Consider the following 18,090-nt stretch of genomic DNA (forward strand, 5'->3'; position numbering starts at 1 on the left):
CCCAGTGCGCTGCTATTTTCACTCACCGGATATTCCATTTTGCGGGAGGTGTGCCATGGATCGACTGACCGGCGGTTGCCTGTGCGGCGCGGTACGGATTGAAACGACGGGCCGACCCTGGCGAGTTGGCGTTTGCCATTGTCTGGATTGCCGCAAACACCATGGCGCGCTGTTTGCGTCGGCGGCGATCTTTCCGGCGGAGGCGGTGACCATTACCGGCGAAACCCGTGACTACGCCGGGCGGTTTTTCTGTCCGCGCTGTGGATCGTCGGTGTTCGGGCGCAGTGGTGATGAAATCGAGGTCAGTCTCGGCGCGCTGGATGCGCCCGATCAGTTGCAGCCGACTTATGAGCTCTGGACGGTGCGTCGCGAGTCTTGGCTGCCGGCGTTTCCATTGGCCAGACACTATGTGGGTAATCGCGAGGGGGCGGGGAGAACCGAAGAGTAGCCGGGGGCAGGTATGGCGCCTGACCCCGGCCAATAAAATCAGCCGCGAATGAAGGCCAGCAGATCCGCGTTGATCGTCGGCGCCTCGGTGGTCGGCATGCCGTGAGGGAAGCCCGGATAAATCTTCAGCGTGCTGTTCTTCAGCAGTTTGGCGGAGAGCACACCGGAGTCTTCATACGGAACGATCTGGTCGTCATCGCCGTGCATCACCAGCACCGGAATCGAAATACCTTTCAGGTCTTCGGTGAAGTCGGTCTGGGAGAACGCGACGATCCCGTCATAGTGCGCCTTGGCGCTACCCATCATGCCCTGACGCCACCAATTGAGGACGACGGGTTCCGAAGGCTTGGCCCCCGGCCGGTTGTAGCCATAGAACGGACCGGCCGGCACATCGTGATAGAACTGCGCACGATTGGCTGCCAGTTGGGCCTGAAGATCGTCGAACACCGACTTTGGCAGACCACCCGGATTACTTTCGGTTTTCACCATCAGCGGCGGCACTGCGCTGATGATCGCGGCTTTGGAAACCCGATCCTCGCCATGTCGGGCGATGTAGTGAATCACCTCGCCGCCACCGGTGGAGTGGCCGACATGCACGGCTTTCTGCGTCCCCAGATGATTGACCACCGCCGCCACGTCGTCGGCGTAGTGATCCATGTCGTGACCGTCCCAGACCTGGCTGGAACGCCCGTGACCCCGTCGGTCGTGGGCCACCACCCGGAAGCCCTGGGCGAGGAAGAACAGCATCTGCGCATCCCAATCGTCCGAGCTCAGCGGCCAGCCGTGGTGGAAGTGGATCACCGGGGCGTCTTTCGGGCCCCAGTCCTTGTAGAAGATTTCGACGCCGTCTTTCGTTGTGACATAGCCCATGTTCGCTACTCCTGAAAAATGCGGAACGGAAACGTGAAGGGGTGAAGACAAGCGCTATGAACTCTAGGATTGAAGTGCACTTCAAGGTCAAGCAAGTTCCGAACGGTCATCGCTGGCGTGAATGGTGAGCCATAGCCGTTGTGCGCTTGACCTTAAAGTTTGGTTGAATCTTAGAGTGGCGCTGACCGGCCACCTGCCGGGCCACTCATCGAGAAAGGTCAGCGAACATGAGCAAGCGCTTTACAGAAGTCGAATTCGGATCGCACAAGGTCGAGGTGCTGGAGGGCGGCTACTACGACCGTTTCCGCATGAACCCCAACCTCGACGAAGTGGCCCGGGACAAGGCCGCCGGCAACATCGACTTCTTCCGGCGCATTCCCAAGCAGCAGGTGGCATCCCGAGTCGGGCCGACCTGGGCGCCGAACTTCTATTACCGGTCCGGCAGCGTGCAGTTGCTGTTCCTCGCACCGCTGGACCGCTTGCGCGCCACGTTGCCGGCGCCGCTTGAGCCGCTGCGGGCGTTTCCCGGTTATGGGCTGGTGGCGCTGACGTTTTTCTCCTACTCGGTTTGCGACAACGACCCGTACGACGAAGTCTCCGTGGCGATTGTCGTGCGTCGTCCCGGCGCCCGTGGTTCCCATGCGCTGGAACTGGTGGACGCCATGCGCCGGCGCAGTTTCACCGCCCATGTGCTGGCGCTGCCGGTGAACACCGAAATCGCCCGGGTGCGCGGCGTGCACGGCTATCAATTGCCCAAGTGGCGCGCCGACATCAACGTGAACATCGGCACCAGCGTCAGCGCTCGCATCGACGGACCCAAGGGCCTGCCGGACCTGGTCCTGAAAGCGCCGCTGCCGACCCTGAAAAACGTCACGCCGCAATCACGCATGAGCACCGCCACCATGATTCATCAGGTCGATGGCCTGTGGCACCAGAGCGTGGTGCAGAGCAACACACTATCCTTTGCCCAACGCCTGTTTCCCCGCGATGTGCAACTGGATCGCAACGGCGGCCCGCTGAGCCAGTTGCTCGATGGCCTCGGGGGCATCGCGGATCCTGCGTCTGGACGTGATCAAGGACGCCCAGATCGTGCTCAACCTGCCGGTGCCGCTGACGGCACAGCCATGACCGGTGGTCGCGGCGGCTGGTCGTCGGAGCAAAATGCGCTTAGCTGAAAGGGATAAGCCGAGGCGTGCACGGTATCGAAAGCTGTCGCAACGCCCCTTCAGAACACCGTGAGTCTGAGGAAATCCCCGATGCTGACCTTGAACATCAATGGCAAGGATCAGGAGCTCGATGTCCCCGCGGACATGCCGTTGCTCTGGGTTCTGCGCGATGTCGCGCACCTGACCGGCACCAAGTTCGGTTGTGGCATGGCCCAGTGCGGGGCTTGCACCGTGCATGTCGATGGCGCGCCGCTGCGATCCTGCATCACGCCGGCCACCGCCGTCGCCCACGGCCAGAAAATCCTCACCATCGAGGGTCTCTCGACCGACGGTTCGCACCCGGTGCAACAGGCCTGGGCCGAGCTGGACGTGGTGCAATGCGGTTACTGCCAGTCCGGGCAGATCATGTCCGCCGCCGCGTTGCTGGCGAAAATCCCCAAACCCACCGACAGCGACATCGATCAGGCGCTCTCCGGCAACATCTGCCGCTGCGGCACGTATCCAAGAATCCGCGCCGCGGTCAAACGTGCCGCCGACATTGGCTGAGCGAGGGGAGGTGAGTGATGAACAGTCCTGTATCCCGTCGCGGATTTCTCAAGGGCAGCGCCGTGCTTGGCGGTGGTCTCGTCGTGGCGTTCGTGGTGCCCGGCGGCAACCGGTTTGCCACGGCGGCGGAAAATGAAGGCAAGGCCTTTGCGCCGAACGCGTTCCTGCGGATTGCGCCAGACAACAGCGTCACCGTGCTGCTCGGCCATTCGGAGATGGGCCAGGGCATCTGGACCGGCCTGACCATGTTGATCGCCGAAGAGCTGGACGCCGACTGGTCGAAAATCCGCGTCGAGCACTCGCCGGCCTCGGCTGCCGATTACGGCATGCCGGCGTTTGGCGGGATGCAGATCACCGGCGGTTCGACCTCGACCTGGATGGAGTTCGACCGTTATCGGCTCGCGGGTGCCACCGCGCGGCAAATGTTGATCGAGGCGGCAGCCAAGCGTTTCAACGTGGCGCCCTCGACGATCCGCACCGAATCCGGCGTGGTGATTGCCGGTGACAACCGCGCCACTTACGGCGAACTGGCGGACGCTGCCGGGCAACTGCCGGTGCCGGATCCGAAGTCGATCACTTTCAAGGAAGCCAAGGACTGGAAAGTCATCGGCAAACCCACCAAGCGCCTCGATACCCCGGAGAAAATCACCGGCCGCGCCAAGTTCGGCATGGACGTGCAATTCGACGGGTTGATGACCGCCATGGTTGCCCGGGCGCCGGTGTTTGGTGCCAACGTGAAATCCTTCGAAGGTGCGCAGGCACTGGCCATTCCCGGCGTACGCAAAGTGGTGCAGGTGCCCACAGGCGTAGCGGTGATTGCCGATCATTACTGGGCGGCGAAGCTCGGTCGTGATGCATTGAAAGTCGATTGGGATCTGGGGCCACACGCGGATCTGAGCAGCGAAAAGCTGCTGGAGAGTTTCCGCAAACTCGCCGCTACACCGGGCATTTCCGCCAGTCAGGCCGGGGATGCCAAGGGCAGCTTTGGCAAAGCGGCGAAGAAAATCGATGTCGAGTACAGCGTGCCGTACCTGGCTCATGCGCCGATGGAGCCGCTCAATTGCACGGTGAAAATCACCGCCGAGAAATGCGAGATCTGGACCGGCACTCAATTTCAGACGCTGGACCAAATGATCGCCGGCAAGATCACCGGGCTGAAACCGGAGCAGGTGGAAATCCACACGGAATTCCTCGGCGGCGGCTTCGGTCGCCGGGCCAACCCGACCTCGGACTTTGTCGCCGAAGCGGTGCAGGTGGCGAAGGCCGCCGCGATGCCGGTGAAAACCGTGTGGTCGCGGGAGGATGACATTCGCGGCGGCTACTACCGCTCGATGTTCCTGCATCAGGCGCGGATCGGCCTCGGCACCGACGGCATGCCGCAGGCGTGGCAGCACGTGCTGGTCGGGCAGTCGATCATGGCCGGCACCATGCTGGAAAAAACCATGGTCAAGAACGGCGTCGATCAGACCTCGGTCGAGGGCGTGGCCGACAGTCCGTACATCCAGGGGCTGGCGGACCATCAGGTCGATCTGCATTCGCCGGCCACCGGGATCAACGTGCTGTGGCTGCGCTCGGTGGGCCACAGCCACACCGCGTTTGTCATGGAGTCGTTGATCGATGAAATGGCCACGGCAGCAGGCAAGGACCCGGTGGAGTACCGGCGAACCTTGCTCAAGGATCACGCCCGGCACCTTGGCGTGCTGAATCTGGCGGTGGAAAAAGCCAACTGGAAAGCGCCGCTGCCGGACGGCCATGCGCTGGGCGTGGCGGTGCACGAGTCGTTCGGCAGCTACGTGGCGCAAGTCGCCGAGGTGTCTCAGGACAACCTGAAGATCCGCGTGCACCGGGTGGTCTGTGCGGTGGATTGCGGAATTGCGGTCAACCCGCAGAGCATCGCGGCGCAGATGGAGTCGTGCATCACCTTCGGCCTGGGCATGGCGCTGCACAGCAAGCTGACGCTCAAGGACGGGCAGGTCGTGCAGTCCAACTATCACGACTATCAGGTGCTGCGCCTGAACGAGATGCCGGTGGTCGAGGTGCATATCGTGCCGAGCACGGACAAGCCCGGCGGCATCGGCGAGGCCGGTGTGCCGCCGACCGCTCCGGCCGTGGCCAACGCGGTGTTCGCCCTGACCGGGCAGCGCCTGCGGGAACTGCCGCTGCAACTGTCGGGGGTGTGAGATGAAACGACATCTGTTGTTGGGCACGGTGATTCTGCTCGGTCTTGGCGGTTACGCGTCGGATCTGTTCGCTGACGATCAGGAAGCCCTTAAGGCTTTTGGCACGGTGCAGAAAGTGTTCCAGAGCCCGCGTTGCCAGAACTGCCACATCCCCGGCGATTCGCCGTTGCAGTTCGACGCCGGCACGCCCCACGCGATGAACGTGGTGCGCGGCATGGACGGCAAGGGCGCCGCCGGTTTGCCTTGCGCCACCTGCCACGCCGAAAGCAATCCGCCGGCCAGTTACGGCCCCCACTCGCCACCCGGCGCACCGCACTGGAGCCTGCCGCCGGCCTCGCACAAGATGGCCTGGATCGGCCTGCCGCCGGATCGTCTTTGCGCGATGATCAAGGATCGCAGCAGCAACGGCGACCGGGACTTCGCCGCGCTGATCAAACACGTCAGCGAGGACAAACTGGTGCTCTGGGGCTGGAATCCCGGAGCGGGGCGGCAACCGGTGCCGGTGCCCCACGACATCTTCGTCAGTCAGTTCAAGCTGTGGGCGGATGCCGGAGGGCCATGCCCGGTGGCCGGCGGATGAGCATTTGAGTCATCGCCGAATCGGTCTACGCTAAAGACCACTGATGACAATGGAGTGTACTGATGCTGGTTCCAGGCAAACCCGCCAATGAGGCGGCTCGGGTTCAGGCGCTGTATGGATTGAACCTCCTCGATTCCGCCCCCGAAGAACGCTTCGATCGCCTGACCCGTCTGGCCAGGCGCCTGTTCAATGTACCGATTGCCCTGGTCACGCTGGTGGACAAGGAGCGGCAATGGTTCAAGTCCTGCGTGGGGCTGGACACTACCGAAACGCCACGTTCTGTTTCGTTCTGCGGCCACGCGATCCTCAAGGACGAGCTGCTGCTGGTGCCCGATGCCCGCGAGGACGAGCGTTTTCACGACAATCCGTTGGTGACCGGCGATCCGAACATCCGCTTCTACGCCGGTTACCCGCTGACCGTGCCCAACGGCAACAAGATGGGCACCTTGTGCCTGATCGACACCAAACCTCGCGAACTCGACGACGAAGAACGCGAGTTGCTGCGCGATCTCGCCGGCATGGCCGAGCAGGAGCTGATGGCCGTGCAGATGGCGAGCATGGACGAGCTGACGCTGCTGTCCAACCGCCGGGGCTTCAAGATGCTGGCCCAGCATGCGCTGGACGCCTGCGCAAGGATGGACAAACCGGCGACGCTGCTGTTTTTCGACCTCAACGATTTCAAGCAGATCAACGATCTTTATGGGCACGCCGAGGGCGACAGTGCGCTCAAGACCTTCGCCGATGTGTTGCGCATTGCCTTTCGCGAGAGCGACGTGGTGGGGCGTTTGGGTGGCGATGAGTTCGTGGCGCTGCTGACCGGTTCCAGCCACATCGAAACCACGGCGATCATGGCGCGGCTCAAGGAGATCCTTGAGGAGCGCAATGCGACGTTGCATCGGGGTTATGCGATTCGCTTCAGTGTCGGCCAGATCGAATACGACCCGCGACGGCATGAGACCGTGGACAAGCTGCTGGCGGATGCGGATGGGGCGATGTATGCGCACAAGCAGGCGCTGAAGCGTTGTTAGTGCCGACCTCATCGCTGGCTTGCCAGCGATGGCGCCCGGATGAACGCCGCAAAGTCACTTGGCAAACAACTGCCCGATATCCTTGAACGCCTTGAACTCCAGTGCATTGCCGCACGGGTCGAACAGAAACATCGTCGCCTGTTCGCCCACCTGACCCTGAAAACGAATCCCCGGCTCGATCACAAATTGCGTGCCCATGGATTTCAGGCGCTCGGCCAGGGCGTGCCATTCCTCCATTCCCAGTACCACACCAAAATGCGGCACCGGCACGTCATGCCCGTCCACGGCGTTGGTGTGGGCGGCTTCTTGCGAGGCGTTTTTCGGCGCCAGGTGAATCACCAGTTGATGGCCAAAGAAATTGAAGTCGACCCAGTGATCGCTGGAACGACCTTCTTCGAGACCAAACACTTCACGGTAAAAATGCCGGGCGGCGGCGAGGTCGTATACGGGAATGGCCAGATGGAAAGGGCTGAGTGACATAGACGCGGTCTCTACCAACGGTTGGGAAGATTTGAGTCTAGCGCTGTGCATTTCGATTGAAAGACGATAGTTTTTGCGCCGAGCTCAAATTATTTCGATCAATCGAGGCGCCCATGCTGCGTGAACTCAAGACCTTTCTGGCGGTGGCGCAGCACGGCACCTTTGCCGCGGCGGGCCTGCATGTCGGCCTGACGCAATCGGCGGTCAGCGCGCAGATCCGCAATCTGGAACAGGCGCTGGGTGTAAGACTGTTCGATCGCACCGGGCGGCAGGCGATCCTCAATCCGGCCGGGCAGCGCGCGGTGCCGATGGCGCAGGAAATGCTCGCGACTTTCAATCGCATGGCGATCAGTGAAGATGCCAGCGCGTTTCGCGGCGAGCTGAGAATCGGTGCCGTGGCCACCGCACAGACGGGATTGTTGCCTCAGGCCTTGCTTCGCTTGCGCCAACAGGCACCGGGCGTAGAGCCAAAATTGGTTCCGGGTGTGTCGCTGAATCTGCTGAGCCAGGTGGATGCCGGGGAGGTCGATCTGGCGATCATGATCAAGCCACCGTTCGAATTGCCCAAGGAGCTGTCGGCACAGGTGATTCGCCGCGAGCCGTTCGTGCTGATCGTCCCGCCCGACGTCGAAGGCGACGATCCGCTGCAACTGCTGGCCGAACACTCTCACGTGCGCTATGACCGCAATTCGTTTGGTGGACGGCTGGTGACGCGGTTTCTGCGTGAGCAGCGGCTAGACGTCCACGTAGCGCTGGAGCTGGATGAACTGGAAGCGATCGTGAAGATGGTCGAGTGCGGGCTCGGGGTTTCGTTGCTGCCCAGAGCCGGATTGTGGCTGGAGCATCCGCTGAAGGTGAGGGTGATCGAACTGGGAGAGGTGGCGTTTTATCGTGAGATGGTGGTTTTGCAGCGTTATAGCCAGCGCACCTTGCCAATCCATAAGTTGTTCGCCAATTGTCTTGAGTGCGAATGACATTGTGGGAGAGAGAGTCGGCCAATCGGCATCAGCGCTCTGATTTTGCAATAACGCAACTGTCATTTCTGTCAGTAGCGGCCACGCCTGTTTTGATGCAATTGTATTTCGTCAATTGACGCTCCTCCGTTGTCGGGTTTGATAACGGTTCTTGCCCAGGATGGAGAAATTCATATTTGTCGAGGGCGAGAGCATGAGTGCGGTTACCCCAAAAAACACAGCGGGATATCTGGACAAGGGTTTTGCGGAAGAAGGATTGATCAATATTCCTTCGCGCGAGCGTGCAAGCACGCGGTGTATTGCCGAGACTGACAATTTGAAAATTGTCTATGGGGTGTTTGAGCAAGGGTGGTGTGTCTTGCGTCGGGCAATGCAAGATGGCGATGTCGATCCGGAGTTCGGCATGCCGGAGGGGGAAGTCAGATGGCGGTTCAACTTGTCAGAAAATACCCGACCCAAGAAAATTCTGGCCAAGGCAGATGGCAAACTTCTGCTTCTCGGTCTGACCGGTAATGAACCATTCAAGCAACATATCGCTTTCACGCGCTTCAATGAAAACGGCACGCCTGATCTGATCCACGGGACAGTCATTATTCCGTATCCGGATGTCCCCATTCCTCCGGATCATCAGCTGAGTATCCAGGAACCTGACGCCTGTTTGACACCCGATAACCAACTGTTGGTGGCCTTCGGATACGTCGTTTCTGCACCTGATTGTTCAGATACCCGTGCAGGGCTTCTCCAGCGTTTTGACAAGGATGGAAAGCTTGATCCAACGTTCGGGACGCTGGGTTGTGTCGAAGTTCGATTCAAGGGTGAGAAGTCGGTGATCCACAGCGTTTCCGTGCTCCCGGATCAGCGAATCATTGTGTTTGGTACGCTGGATCGCCCTTCGGATGGCTTAACCAACCAGCGGGCGGCGCTGGCGTGCTATTCCGCTCAGGGAGTACTCGACGAAACGTTTGGCGATCATGGTTTTCGGGAGTGGCCAAATATTGAATCACTGGGGAAAATGTCGATTGCTGAAGACCGGATATTCTTCGCAACGTCGGCCACTGTTGATGATGTTTCCCGGCTTGCGGCACATTGCGTATTGCCGAACGGCGTGGATGATCCCTCATTCAACGATGGAAAGGTGTTGTTCATTGATCTTGGTGTGCGTGAGGTATTTCCAGCGGCTATTGTCGTGTCGCCAGATCGGAAAGTTGTCATTGGTTACCACACGTTCGTCTCTCCGGGCCGGCCGCAGCCGCTCGGCTGGCTACGCATCAACCAGGCAGGTGAGCTGGACCCGGCTTTCGGCGAAGAAGGAAAAGTCTGGTACGGCGGTGGCTACATGAGTGATGGCCTGTTTCAGGCGAACAGCAATCGAATCCTGTTTGCTGCCGATGTCGAGCCAAACCTTCAGGAATCCCATCCCAAGGTGATAGGTGTGCTTGGCTGAGAGATCGTTAAACGCAGGCATGAAAAAGCCCGCCTGAACAGGCGGGCTTTTTATCGGCAGCGTGAAGATTACTCTTCGATGTTGCCCATGGCGGTGGTGTTGAAGCCGCCGTCCACGTAGGTGATTTCACCGCTGATGCCGGACGCCAGGTCCGAGCACAGGAACGCGCCGACGTTGCCGACTTCTTCGATGGTGACGTTGCGACGCAGCGGGGTTTGCGCTTCGTTGGCGGCCAGCATCTTGCGGAAGCTCTTGATGCCGGAAGCGGCCAGGGTGCGGATCGGGCCGGCCGATACGCAGTTGACGCGAGTGCCTTCCGGGCCCAGGGAGCCGGCCAGGTAGCGTACGCCGGCTTCCAGCGAAGCCTTGGCCATGCCCATGACGTTGTAGTTCGGCATGGTGCGCTCGGCGCCCAGGTAGGACAGGGTCAGCAGGCTGCCGTTGCGGCCCTTCATCATTTCGCGACCGGCCTTGGCCAGGGCCACGAAGCTGTAGGCGCTGATGTCGTGGGAGATGCGGTAGCCTTCACGGGTGGTGACTTCGGTGAAGTCACCGTCCAGCTGGTCGCCCGGTGCGAAGCCTACGGAGTGCACGATGCAGTCCAGGCCGTCCCACTTCTTGCTCAGTTCTTCGAAGACCTTGGCGATTTCCGCATCGCTGGCCACGTCGCACGGGAAGCACAGCTCAGGGCTCGAGCCCCAGCCCTGTGCGAACTCTTCAACGCGACCTTTCAGTTTTTCGTTCTGATAAGTGAAGGCAAGCTCAGCGCCCTCGCGATGCATGGCGGCAGCGATGCCGGATGCGATGGACAGCTTGCTGGCGACACCGACGATCAGTACGCGCTTACCGGCGAGAAAACCCATGTGTTGCTCCTCTTTCAGGTTATTGCGCAGTGGCTGGTGCCAGAAAAGCGGCTTCCAGCAACTGCTGTGTATACGGATGTTGGGGGGCGGCAAAAATACTTTGCGCGTCTCCCTGTTCGACCACTTGGCCATGCTTGACCACCATCAACTGGTGGCTCAGCGCTTTCACAACAGCCAGATCATGGCTGATGAACAAATACGTCAGGTTGTACTTGGCTTGCAGTGAACGCAACAGCTCCACCACTTGCCGCTGCACCGTCCGGTCGAGGGCCGAAGTCGGCTCGTCCAGAAGGATCAGCGCCGGTTTGAGCACCAAAGCCCGGGCAATGGCGATACGCTGCCGCTGCCCACCGGAAAATTCGTGGGGGTAGCGGTGCCGGGTTTCCGGATCCAGACCTACCTCCTTCAATGCCGCAATAATTGCCGCTTCCTGCTCGGCGGCGGTGCCCATCTTGTGGATCCGCAGGCCTTCGCCAACGATGTCGCTCACGCACATCCGCGGGCTCAGGCTGCCAAACGGGTCCTGGAACACCACCTGCATCTCCCGACGCAACGGGCGAACCTCGTTCTGCGTCAGGCAGTCTAGCTGCTTGCCCTCAAAACGGATCGCGCCTTTGCTGCCGATCAGCCGCAAAATCGCCAGGCCCAGGGTGGATTTGCCGGAACCGCTTTCCCCCACGATCCCCAAGGTCTGACCCTGAGGCAGGCTGAAATTGATGCCGTCCACTGCCTTGACGTGATCTACCGTGCGCTTGAGCAGGCCCTTCTTGATCGGGAACCAGACTTTCAAGTCCTCGACCTGCAACAACGGCGCGCCGATTTTATTGCTCGCCGGGCCTCCGCTGGGCTCCGCCGCCAGCAGTTCCCGAGTGTACGGATGCTGCGGAGAACGGAACAGCTCTGCGCACGATGCCTGTTCGACGATGCAACCGCGCTGCATGACACATACGCGATGCGCAATTCTTCGCACCAGGTTCAAATCGTGACTGATCAGTAGCAGCGCCATGCCCAATCGAGCCTGCAATTCCTTGAGCAGGTCGAGGATTTTCAGCTGAACGGTCACGTCCAGCGCGGTGGTCGGCTCGTCGGCGATCAGCAGTTCCGGCTCGTTGGCCAGGGCCATGGCGATCATCACCCGCTGGCGCTGGCCGCCGGACAATTCGTGGGGCAGGGCCTTGAGGCGCTTGTGCGGCTCGGGGATGCCGACCATCTCCAGCAATTCCAGCGTGCGCTTGGTCGCGACCTTGCCGGTCAGGCCTTTGTGGATGCCGAGGATCTCGTTGATCTGCTTTTCGATGGAGTGCAGCGGGTTGAGCGAGGTCATCGGTTCCTGAAAGATCATCGCGATTCGATTGCCACGGATGTGACGAATGGTCTTTTCGCTCAGTTCCAGCAGGTTTTGCCCGGAATAGGTGATGCTGCCGGCCGGATGCCGGGCCAGCGGGTAGGGCAGCAGGCGCAGGATCGAGTGCGCCGTCACCGACTTGCCCGAGCCGGATTCGCCCACCAACGCCAGGGTTTCGCCACGCTTGATGTCGAAGCTGACGCCCTCGACCACCCGGTGCGCGCGATCGCCCGTGCCGAACTCGACGGCGAGGTCGCGGATTTCGATCAGATTGTCCTGATTCATTTCACTTCCTCGGGTCGAAGGCATCGCGAGCGGACTCGCCGATAAACACCAGCAAACTCAGCATCAGCGCCAGCACCGCAAACGCGCTCATGCCCAGCCACGGCGCCTGCAGATTGGATTTGCCCTGGGCCACCAGTTCACCCAGCGACGGACTGCCGGCCGGCAAGCCGAAACCGAGGAAATCCAGCGCGGTGAGGGTACCGATGGCGCCGGTCAGGATGAACGGCATGAAGGTCATGGTCGAGACCATTGCGTTGGGCAGAATGTGGCGGAACATGATCGCGCCGTTCTGCATCCCCAGCGCCCGGGCCGCACGCACGTATTCGAGGTTGCGCCCGCGCAGGAACTCGGCGCGCACCACGTCCACCAGGCTCATCCACGAGAACAGCAGCATGATCCCCAGCAGCCACCAGAAATTCGGCTGGACGAAACTGGCGAGGATGATCAGCAGGTACAGCACCGGCAAGCCCGACCAGATCTCCAGAAAACGCTGGCCGGCCAGGTCGACCCAGCCGCCATAGAAGCCCTGCAACGCGCCGGCGATCACGCCGATGCTCGAACTGAGCACGGTCAGGGTCAGGGCGAATAGCACGGAGATACGGAAGCCGTAGATCACCCGCGCCAGCACATCGCGGCCCTGATCGTCAGTGCCCAGCAGGTTGACCGTCGACGGTGGGGCGGGGGCCGGGACTTTCAGGTCGTAGTTGATGCTCTGGTAACTGAACGGAATCGGCGCCCACAGCACCCACGCGTCCTTGGCCTTGAGCAGTTCCTGGATGTACGGGCTCTTGTAGTTGGCTTCCAGCGGGAATTCGCCGCCGAAGGTGGTTTCCGGGTAACGCTTGATCGCCGGGAAGTACCAGTTGTTGTCGTAGTGCACCACCAGCGGCTTGTCGTTGGCGATCAGTTCGGCGCCGAGGCTCAGGCCGAACAGGATCAGAAACAGCCACAGCGACCACCAGCCACGCTTGTTGGCCTTGAAAAGTTCGAAGCGCCGGCGGTTGAGAGGGGACAGGTTCATCTCAATGCTCCCGGCTGGCGAAGTCGATGCGCGGATCGACCAGGGTGTAGGTGAGGTCGCCGATCAGTTTCACCACCAGCCCCAGCAGGGTGAAGATGAACAGGGTGCCGAACACCACCGGGTAATCGCGGTTGATCGCCGCTTCGAAACTCATCAGGCCGAGGCCGTCGAGGGAGAAAATCACTTCCACCAGCAGGGAACCTGTGAAGAAGATGCCGATGAACGCCGACGGGAATCCGGCGATCACCAGCAGCATCGCGTTGCGGAATACATGGCCGTAGAGCACGCGATGGCGGGGCAGGCCCTTGGCTTTGGCGGTGACCACGTATTGTTTGTTGATCTCGTCGAGGAAGCTGTTCTTGGTCAGCAGGGTCATGGTCGCGAAGTTGCCGATCACCAGTGCGGTCACCGGCAGCGCCAGGTGCCAGAAATAGTCGAGGACCTTGCCGCCCAGGCTCAACTCGTCAAAGTTGTTCGAAGTCAGCCCGCGTAAAGGAAACCAGTCCAGATAACTGCCGCCGGCAAACACTACGATCAGCAGGATGGCGAAGAGGAACGCCGGGATCGCATAACCGACGATGATCGCCGAACTGGTCCAGACGTCGAAGTGGCTGCCGTGCCGCGTGGCCTTGGCGATCCCCAGCGGGATCGACACAAGGTACATGATCAGCGTGCTCCACAGCCCCAGCGAGATCGATACCGGCATCTTTTCCTTGATCAGGTCGATGACCTTGGCGTCGCGGAAAAAGCTGTCGCCGAAATCCAGCCGGGCGTAGTTCTTGACCATGATCCACAGTCGTTCCGGCGCCGACTTGTCGAAACCGTACATGTGCTCGATTTCCTTGATCAGCGCCGGGTCCAGACCTTGCGCGCCGCGATAGGCGGAGCCGGCCACCGACACCTCGGCACCGCCGCCGGCGATGCGGCTGGTGGCGCCTTCGAAGCCCTCAAGCTTGGCGATCATCTGCTCCACCGGCCCGCCGGGCGCGGCCTGGATGATCACGAAGTTGATCAGCAGAATGCCGAACAGGGTCGGGATGATCAGCAACAGTCGCCGAAAAATGTACGCCAGCATCTGATTACTCCGTGCCCACAGGGTCGGCTTGCAGTTGGGTTTGCACTTCTACCGCAGGTTTCGTGTCGGGCTTGACCCACCAGGTATTAATGCCGATGTCGTACTTGGGGGAGACTTTCGGGTGACCGATGTGGTTCCAGTAAGCTACGCGCCAGCTCTTGATGTGCCAGTTGGGGATCACGTAGTAACCCCATTGCAGCACGCGGTCCAGCGCCCGGGCGTGGGCCACCAGGCTTTTGCGCGAGTCAGCGTTGATCAGGCTTTCGACCAGATGATCGACGATCGGGTCTTTCAGGCCCATGGAGTTGCGGCTGCTCGGCTTGTCGGCGGCGGCGCTCATCCAGAACTCACGTTGTTCGTTACCCGGTGAGTTGGATTGCGGGAAGCTGCCGACGATCATGTCGAAGTCCCGCGATCGCACGCGGTTGACGTATTGCGAGACGTCGACGCGGCGGATCACCAGATCGATGCCCAGGTCGGCGAGGTTGCGCTTGAACGGCAGCAGCACCCGTTCGAATTCGGTCTGGGCCAGCAGGAACTCGATGACCACCGGTTTGCCGGTGGTGTCGACCATCTTGTCGTCGACGATCTTCCAGCCGGCCTCTTGCAGCAGTTGATAGGCTTCGCGTTGCTGCAGGCGGATCATGCCGCTGGCATCGGTCTTGGGGTTTTCGAAGGCTTCGCTGAACACCTGCGCCGGGAGCTGGCGGCGGAACGGGTCGAGAATCGCCAGTTGATCGGCGTCCGGCAGGCCGGTGGCGGCCATTTCCGAGTTCTCGAAATAACTGCGGGTGCGCACATAGGCGCTGTTGAACAGTTGCTTGTTGGTCCATTCGAAGTCGAGCAGCAGGCCCAGCGCCTGACGCACACGAACGTCCTGGAACACCGGACGGCGCAGGTTGAAGACGAAGCCCTGCATCCCGGTCGGGTTGCCGTTGGGGATCAGTTCCTTGACCAGCCGGCCTTCGGTGACGGCCGGAATGTTGTAGGCGTTGGCCCAGTTCTTCGCGGTCATTTCCAGCCAGTAGTCGAACTGGCCGGCCTTCAGCGCTTCCAGGGCGACGGTGTTGTCGCGGAAGTAGTCGGTGGTCATCACATCGAAATTGTAGAAGCCGCGATTGACCGGCAGGTCCTTGCCCCAGTAATCCTTGACCCGCTCGTAACGTACCGAGCGCCCGGCCTTCACTTCGGCGACCCTGTACGGGCCGCTGCCCAGCGGGATTTCCAGATTGCCTTTGTTGAAATCGCGACTGGCCCACCAGTGTTTCGGCAGTACCGGCAACTGGCCGAGGATCAGCGGCAGCTCGCGATTGTTGTTGTGTTTGAACTTGAACAGCACCGTGAGCGGATCTTCGGCAACGGCCTCTTCGACGTCGCTGTAGTAACCGCGAAACATCGGCGAGCCTTCCTTGGTCAGGGTCTCGAAGCTGAACACCACGTCTTCGGCGCGCACCGGGTGGCCGTCATGGAAGCGTGCTTCGGGGCGCAGGTAGAAACGCACCCAGCTGTTGTCCGGGGCCTTTTCGATCTTGCCGGCGATCAGGCCGTACTCGGTGAAGGGTTCGTCGAGGCTGTGCCGGGTCAGGGTGTCGTAAATCTGCCCGACATCGTCCGCCGGCACGCCTTTGCTGATGAACGGGTTGAGGCTGTCGAAGCCGCCGAAACCGGCCTGGCGGAAAACCCCGCCCTTGGGGGCGTTGGGGTCTACGTAATCGAAATGCTTGAAATCGGCGGGGTATTTCGGCGGCTCGTTGTACAGGGTCACGGCGTGTTGCGGGGCGGCACAGGCCAGCCCGGCGAACAACAGGCCGCAAGCCTGCACGAGCAGGGTGCGAACGGCGTTCATTGACCTTTCTCCGAAGATTTCAGCCACCATGCGCTCAGGCCCAGGGTGTAGGGCGGCGTGGTGACGAAGGCGAACCGGTTGCGGTACGCCAGACGGTGATAATTGAGGTACCAGTTGGGAATGCTGTAGTGCTGCCAGAGCAGCACGCGATCGAGTGCCTTGCCGGCGGCGACCTGTTCATCGCGGGTGCGGGCGGCGAGCAATTGCTCAAGCAGATGGTCGACCACCGGGTTGGCGATGCCCGCGTAATTCTTGCTGCCCTTGACCCCGACCTGGCTGGAGTGGAAGTACTGCCACTGTTCCAGTCCCGGGCTGAGGGTCTGGTTGAGGGTCATGAGGATCATGTCGAAGTCGAACTGATCCAGGCGCTGCTTGTATTGGGCGCGATCCACCGTGCGCAGGCGCGCGTCGATGCCGATGCTGTTGAGGTTCTCGATGTACGGCTGGAGGATCCGCTCAAGGTTCGGATTGACCAGCAGCAGTTCGAAACTCAGCGGTTGCCCGGCGGCGTTCTGCAGGCGCTGGCCATTGAGCTTCCAGCCGGCCTCGGCCAGCAGCGCCAGGGCCTTGCGCATGGTTTCCCGGGGAATGCCGCGCCCGTCGGTCTGTGGCAGCGTGAACGGCTCGGTGAACAGCCGGGTCGGCAGTTGATCCTTGTAGGGCTTGAGCATCAGCCATTCGTGACCGACCGGCAGGCCGCCGGCGCTGAATTCGCTGTTCGGGTAGTAGCTGGTGGTGCGCTGGTAGGCATCGCTGAACAGCGCGCGGTTGGTCCACTCGAAGTCGAACATCAGGCCCAGGGCTTCGCGGGTCTTGACGTCCGCGAAGGTGGCTCGCCGGGTGTTCATGAACAGGCCCTGGCTCTGGGTCGGGATCTGGTGCGGAATCTGCGCCTTGATCACGTCGCCACGACGCACGGCCGGGAAGTTGTAGCCGTTGGCCCAGTTCTTCGCCTGATGCTCGATATAGATGTCGAACTCGCCGGCCTTGAACGCTTCGAAGGCCACGTCGCTGTCGCGGTAGAACTCGACTTCCATGCGATCGAAGTTGTACTTGCCGTGATTGACCGGCAAGTCCTTGCCCCAGTAATCCTTGACCCGTTCGAAAATCAGCTGCCGCCCCGGCGTCACCGAGGTGATGCGATAAGGCCCGCTGCCGAGCGGCGGCTCGAAGGTGGTGGCCTTGAAATCGCGACCCTTCCAGTAATGCTGGGGCAGCACCGGCAACTCGCCCAGGCGCAGGATCAGCAGCGGATTGCCCGAGCGCTTCATGATGAAGCGGATGCGCTGCGGGTTGAGGATGTCGACCCGCGACACCTCCCGCAGCGCCGTGCGGTACAGCGGATGACCTTCCTTGAGCAGCGTCCGATAGGAGAACGCCACGTCGTAGGCGGTGATCGGCGTGCCATCGTGGAAGCGCGCTTCCGGGCGCAGGTTGAACACCACCCAGCTGCGGTCTTCGCTGTATTCCACCGATTGCGCGATCAGGCCGTAGCTGGAGGCCGGCTCGTCGCCGGACGGCGAATACTGACCGGTGCCGACCATCAACGGCTCGTTCAGCTCGTTGATGCCGTACTGCAGGAAATTCGGGGTGGTGACCGGGCTGGTGCCCTTGAAGGTGTAAGGATTGAGCGTATCGAAGGTGCCAAACGCCATCACCCGCAAGGTGCCGCCCTTGGGCGCTTGCGGGTTGACCCAGTCGAAGTGGGTAAATCTGGCCGGGTACTTGAGCGTGCCGAACTGCGCATAACCGTGACTTTCGGTGATCGTGGCGCTGACGGGGGAGCTCAAGGCCAGGCTGATCAGGAGCAGGAGAAGGGGACGCTTCAAGTCAGATCCGATCCAGGCGGCTTGGGCTTTGTGGGCCGTACAGTAACAGCTTGTATGGACAGGAAAAAGACAGGGGCTTAATGCGCGGTTAATTGCGGCAGTGGCCTGCAT

General features: G+C 61.2%; 16 protein-coding genes. 8 read left to right on the forward strand and 8 right to left on the reverse strand.

What is annotated here, in order from left to right:
• The first annotated feature begins 55 nt into the window (after positions 1-55).
• On the forward strand, positions 56-448 hold the full coding sequence (locus AC07NR_RS20295; RefSeq protein WP_248738976.1) for a GFA family protein: 393 nt from the start codon (positions 56-58) through the stop codon (positions 446-448).
• A gap of 38 nt (positions 449-486) precedes the next feature.
• Here the strand turns inward: AC07NR_RS20295 and AC07NR_RS20300 are convergent, their stop codons facing one another.
• Positions 487-1,317, reverse strand: coding sequence for an alpha/beta fold hydrolase (locus tag AC07NR_RS20300; RefSeq protein WP_305836174.1), 831 nt, complete (start codon positions 1,315-1,317; stop codon positions 487-489).
• A gap of 227 nt (positions 1,318-1,544) precedes the next feature.
• Between AC07NR_RS20300 and AC07NR_RS20305 the strand changes: the two genes are divergently transcribed.
• The 5 genes from AC07NR_RS20305 (at position 1,545) to AC07NR_RS20325 (ending at position 6,817) form a co-directional block, all read left to right on the forward strand.
• On the forward strand, positions 1,545-2,492 hold the full coding sequence (locus AC07NR_RS20305; protein ID WP_495079279.1) for an acetoacetate decarboxylase: 948 nt from the start codon (positions 1,545-1,547) through the stop codon (positions 2,490-2,492).
• Positions 2,493-2,573: 81 nt separating this feature from the next.
• The gene (locus AC07NR_RS20310) at positions 2,574-3,029 is read left to right on the forward strand and encodes a (2Fe-2S)-binding protein (protein WP_085708608.1); all 456 of its coding nucleotides are present in this window, start codon (positions 2,574-2,576) and stop codon (positions 3,027-3,029) included.
• 17 nt (positions 3,030-3,046) lie between these two features.
• Positions 3,047-5,209, forward strand: a complete 2,163-nt coding sequence (locus tag AC07NR_RS20315) for a xanthine dehydrogenase family protein molybdopterin-binding subunit (RefSeq protein ID WP_495079280.1) — start codon at positions 3,047-3,049, stop codon at positions 5,207-5,209.
• Between the two features lies 1 nt (position 5,210).
• Positions 5,211-5,789, forward strand: a complete 579-nt coding sequence (locus AC07NR_RS20320; RefSeq protein ID WP_495079281.1) for a hypothetical protein — start codon at positions 5,211-5,213, stop codon at positions 5,787-5,789.
• A gap of 62 nt (positions 5,790-5,851) precedes the next feature.
• Positions 5,852-6,817 (forward strand): sensor domain-containing diguanylate cyclase, encoded by a 966-nt coding sequence (locus AC07NR_RS20325; RefSeq protein WP_134827263.1) that lies wholly within the window; start codon positions 5,852-5,854, stop codon positions 6,815-6,817.
• A gap of 54 nt (positions 6,818-6,871) precedes the next feature.
• Here the strand turns inward: AC07NR_RS20325 and AC07NR_RS20330 are convergent, their stop codons facing one another.
• Positions 6,872-7,297, reverse strand: a complete 426-nt coding sequence (locus AC07NR_RS20330; RefSeq protein ID WP_495079282.1) for a VOC family protein — start codon at positions 7,295-7,297, stop codon at positions 6,872-6,874.
• Between the two features lie 113 nt (positions 7,298-7,410).
• Here AC07NR_RS20330 and AC07NR_RS20335 point away from each other — a divergent pair, with 113 nt between their 5' ends.
• Positions 7,411-8,271 (forward strand): LysR family transcriptional regulator, encoded by an 861-nt coding sequence (locus AC07NR_RS20335; protein WP_495079283.1) that lies wholly within the window; start codon positions 7,411-7,413, stop codon positions 8,269-8,271.
• Positions 8,272-8,464: 193 nt separating this feature from the next.
• Positions 8,465-9,715, forward strand: a complete 1,251-nt coding sequence (locus AC07NR_RS20340) for an NHL repeat-containing protein (RefSeq protein ID WP_495079284.1) — start codon at positions 8,465-8,467, stop codon at positions 9,713-9,715.
• Between the two features lie 68 nt (positions 9,716-9,783).
• Here the strand turns inward: AC07NR_RS20340 and fabI are convergent, their stop codons facing one another.
• Genes fabI through AC07NR_RS20370 form a run of 6 tightly spaced genes read right to left on the reverse strand, consistent with a single transcriptional unit; the run spans position 9,784 to position 17,979 of the window.
• Positions 9,784-10,578, reverse strand: a complete 795-nt coding sequence (fabI, locus tag AC07NR_RS20345) for an enoyl-ACP reductase FabI (RefSeq protein ID WP_085708603.1) — start codon at positions 10,576-10,578, stop codon at positions 9,784-9,786.
• Positions 10,579-10,597: 19 nt separating this feature from the next.
• Positions 10,598-12,208, reverse strand: a complete 1,611-nt coding sequence (locus tag AC07NR_RS20350; protein WP_134827261.1) for an ABC transporter ATP-binding protein — start codon at positions 12,206-12,208, stop codon at positions 10,598-10,600.
• Between the two features lies 1 nt (position 12,209).
• On the reverse strand, positions 12,210-13,229 hold the full coding sequence (locus AC07NR_RS20355) for an ABC transporter permease (protein WP_495079285.1): 1,020 nt from the start codon (positions 13,227-13,229) through the stop codon (positions 12,210-12,212).
• A 1-nt stretch (position 13,230) separates the two neighbouring features.
• Positions 13,231-14,304: a microcin C ABC transporter permease YejB gene (locus AC07NR_RS20360; protein WP_495079286.1), complete on the reverse strand. Its 1,074-nt coding sequence runs from the start codon at positions 14,302-14,304 to the stop codon at positions 13,231-13,233.
• 4 nt (positions 14,305-14,308) lie between these two features.
• Positions 14,309-16,150, reverse strand: a complete 1,842-nt coding sequence (locus tag AC07NR_RS20365; RefSeq protein ID WP_423205396.1) for an extracellular solute-binding protein — start codon at positions 16,148-16,150, stop codon at positions 14,309-14,311.
• On the reverse strand, positions 16,147-17,979 hold the full coding sequence (locus AC07NR_RS20370; RefSeq protein ID WP_495079287.1) for an extracellular solute-binding protein: 1,833 nt from the start codon (positions 17,977-17,979) through the stop codon (positions 16,147-16,149). The genes AC07NR_RS20365 and AC07NR_RS20370 overlap by 4 nt, the downstream gene beginning before the upstream one ends.
• Positions 17,980-18,090 lie beyond the last annotated feature (111 nt).

It is taken from the genome of Pseudomonas sp. GW821-FHT09C09 (assembly GCF_059418105.1).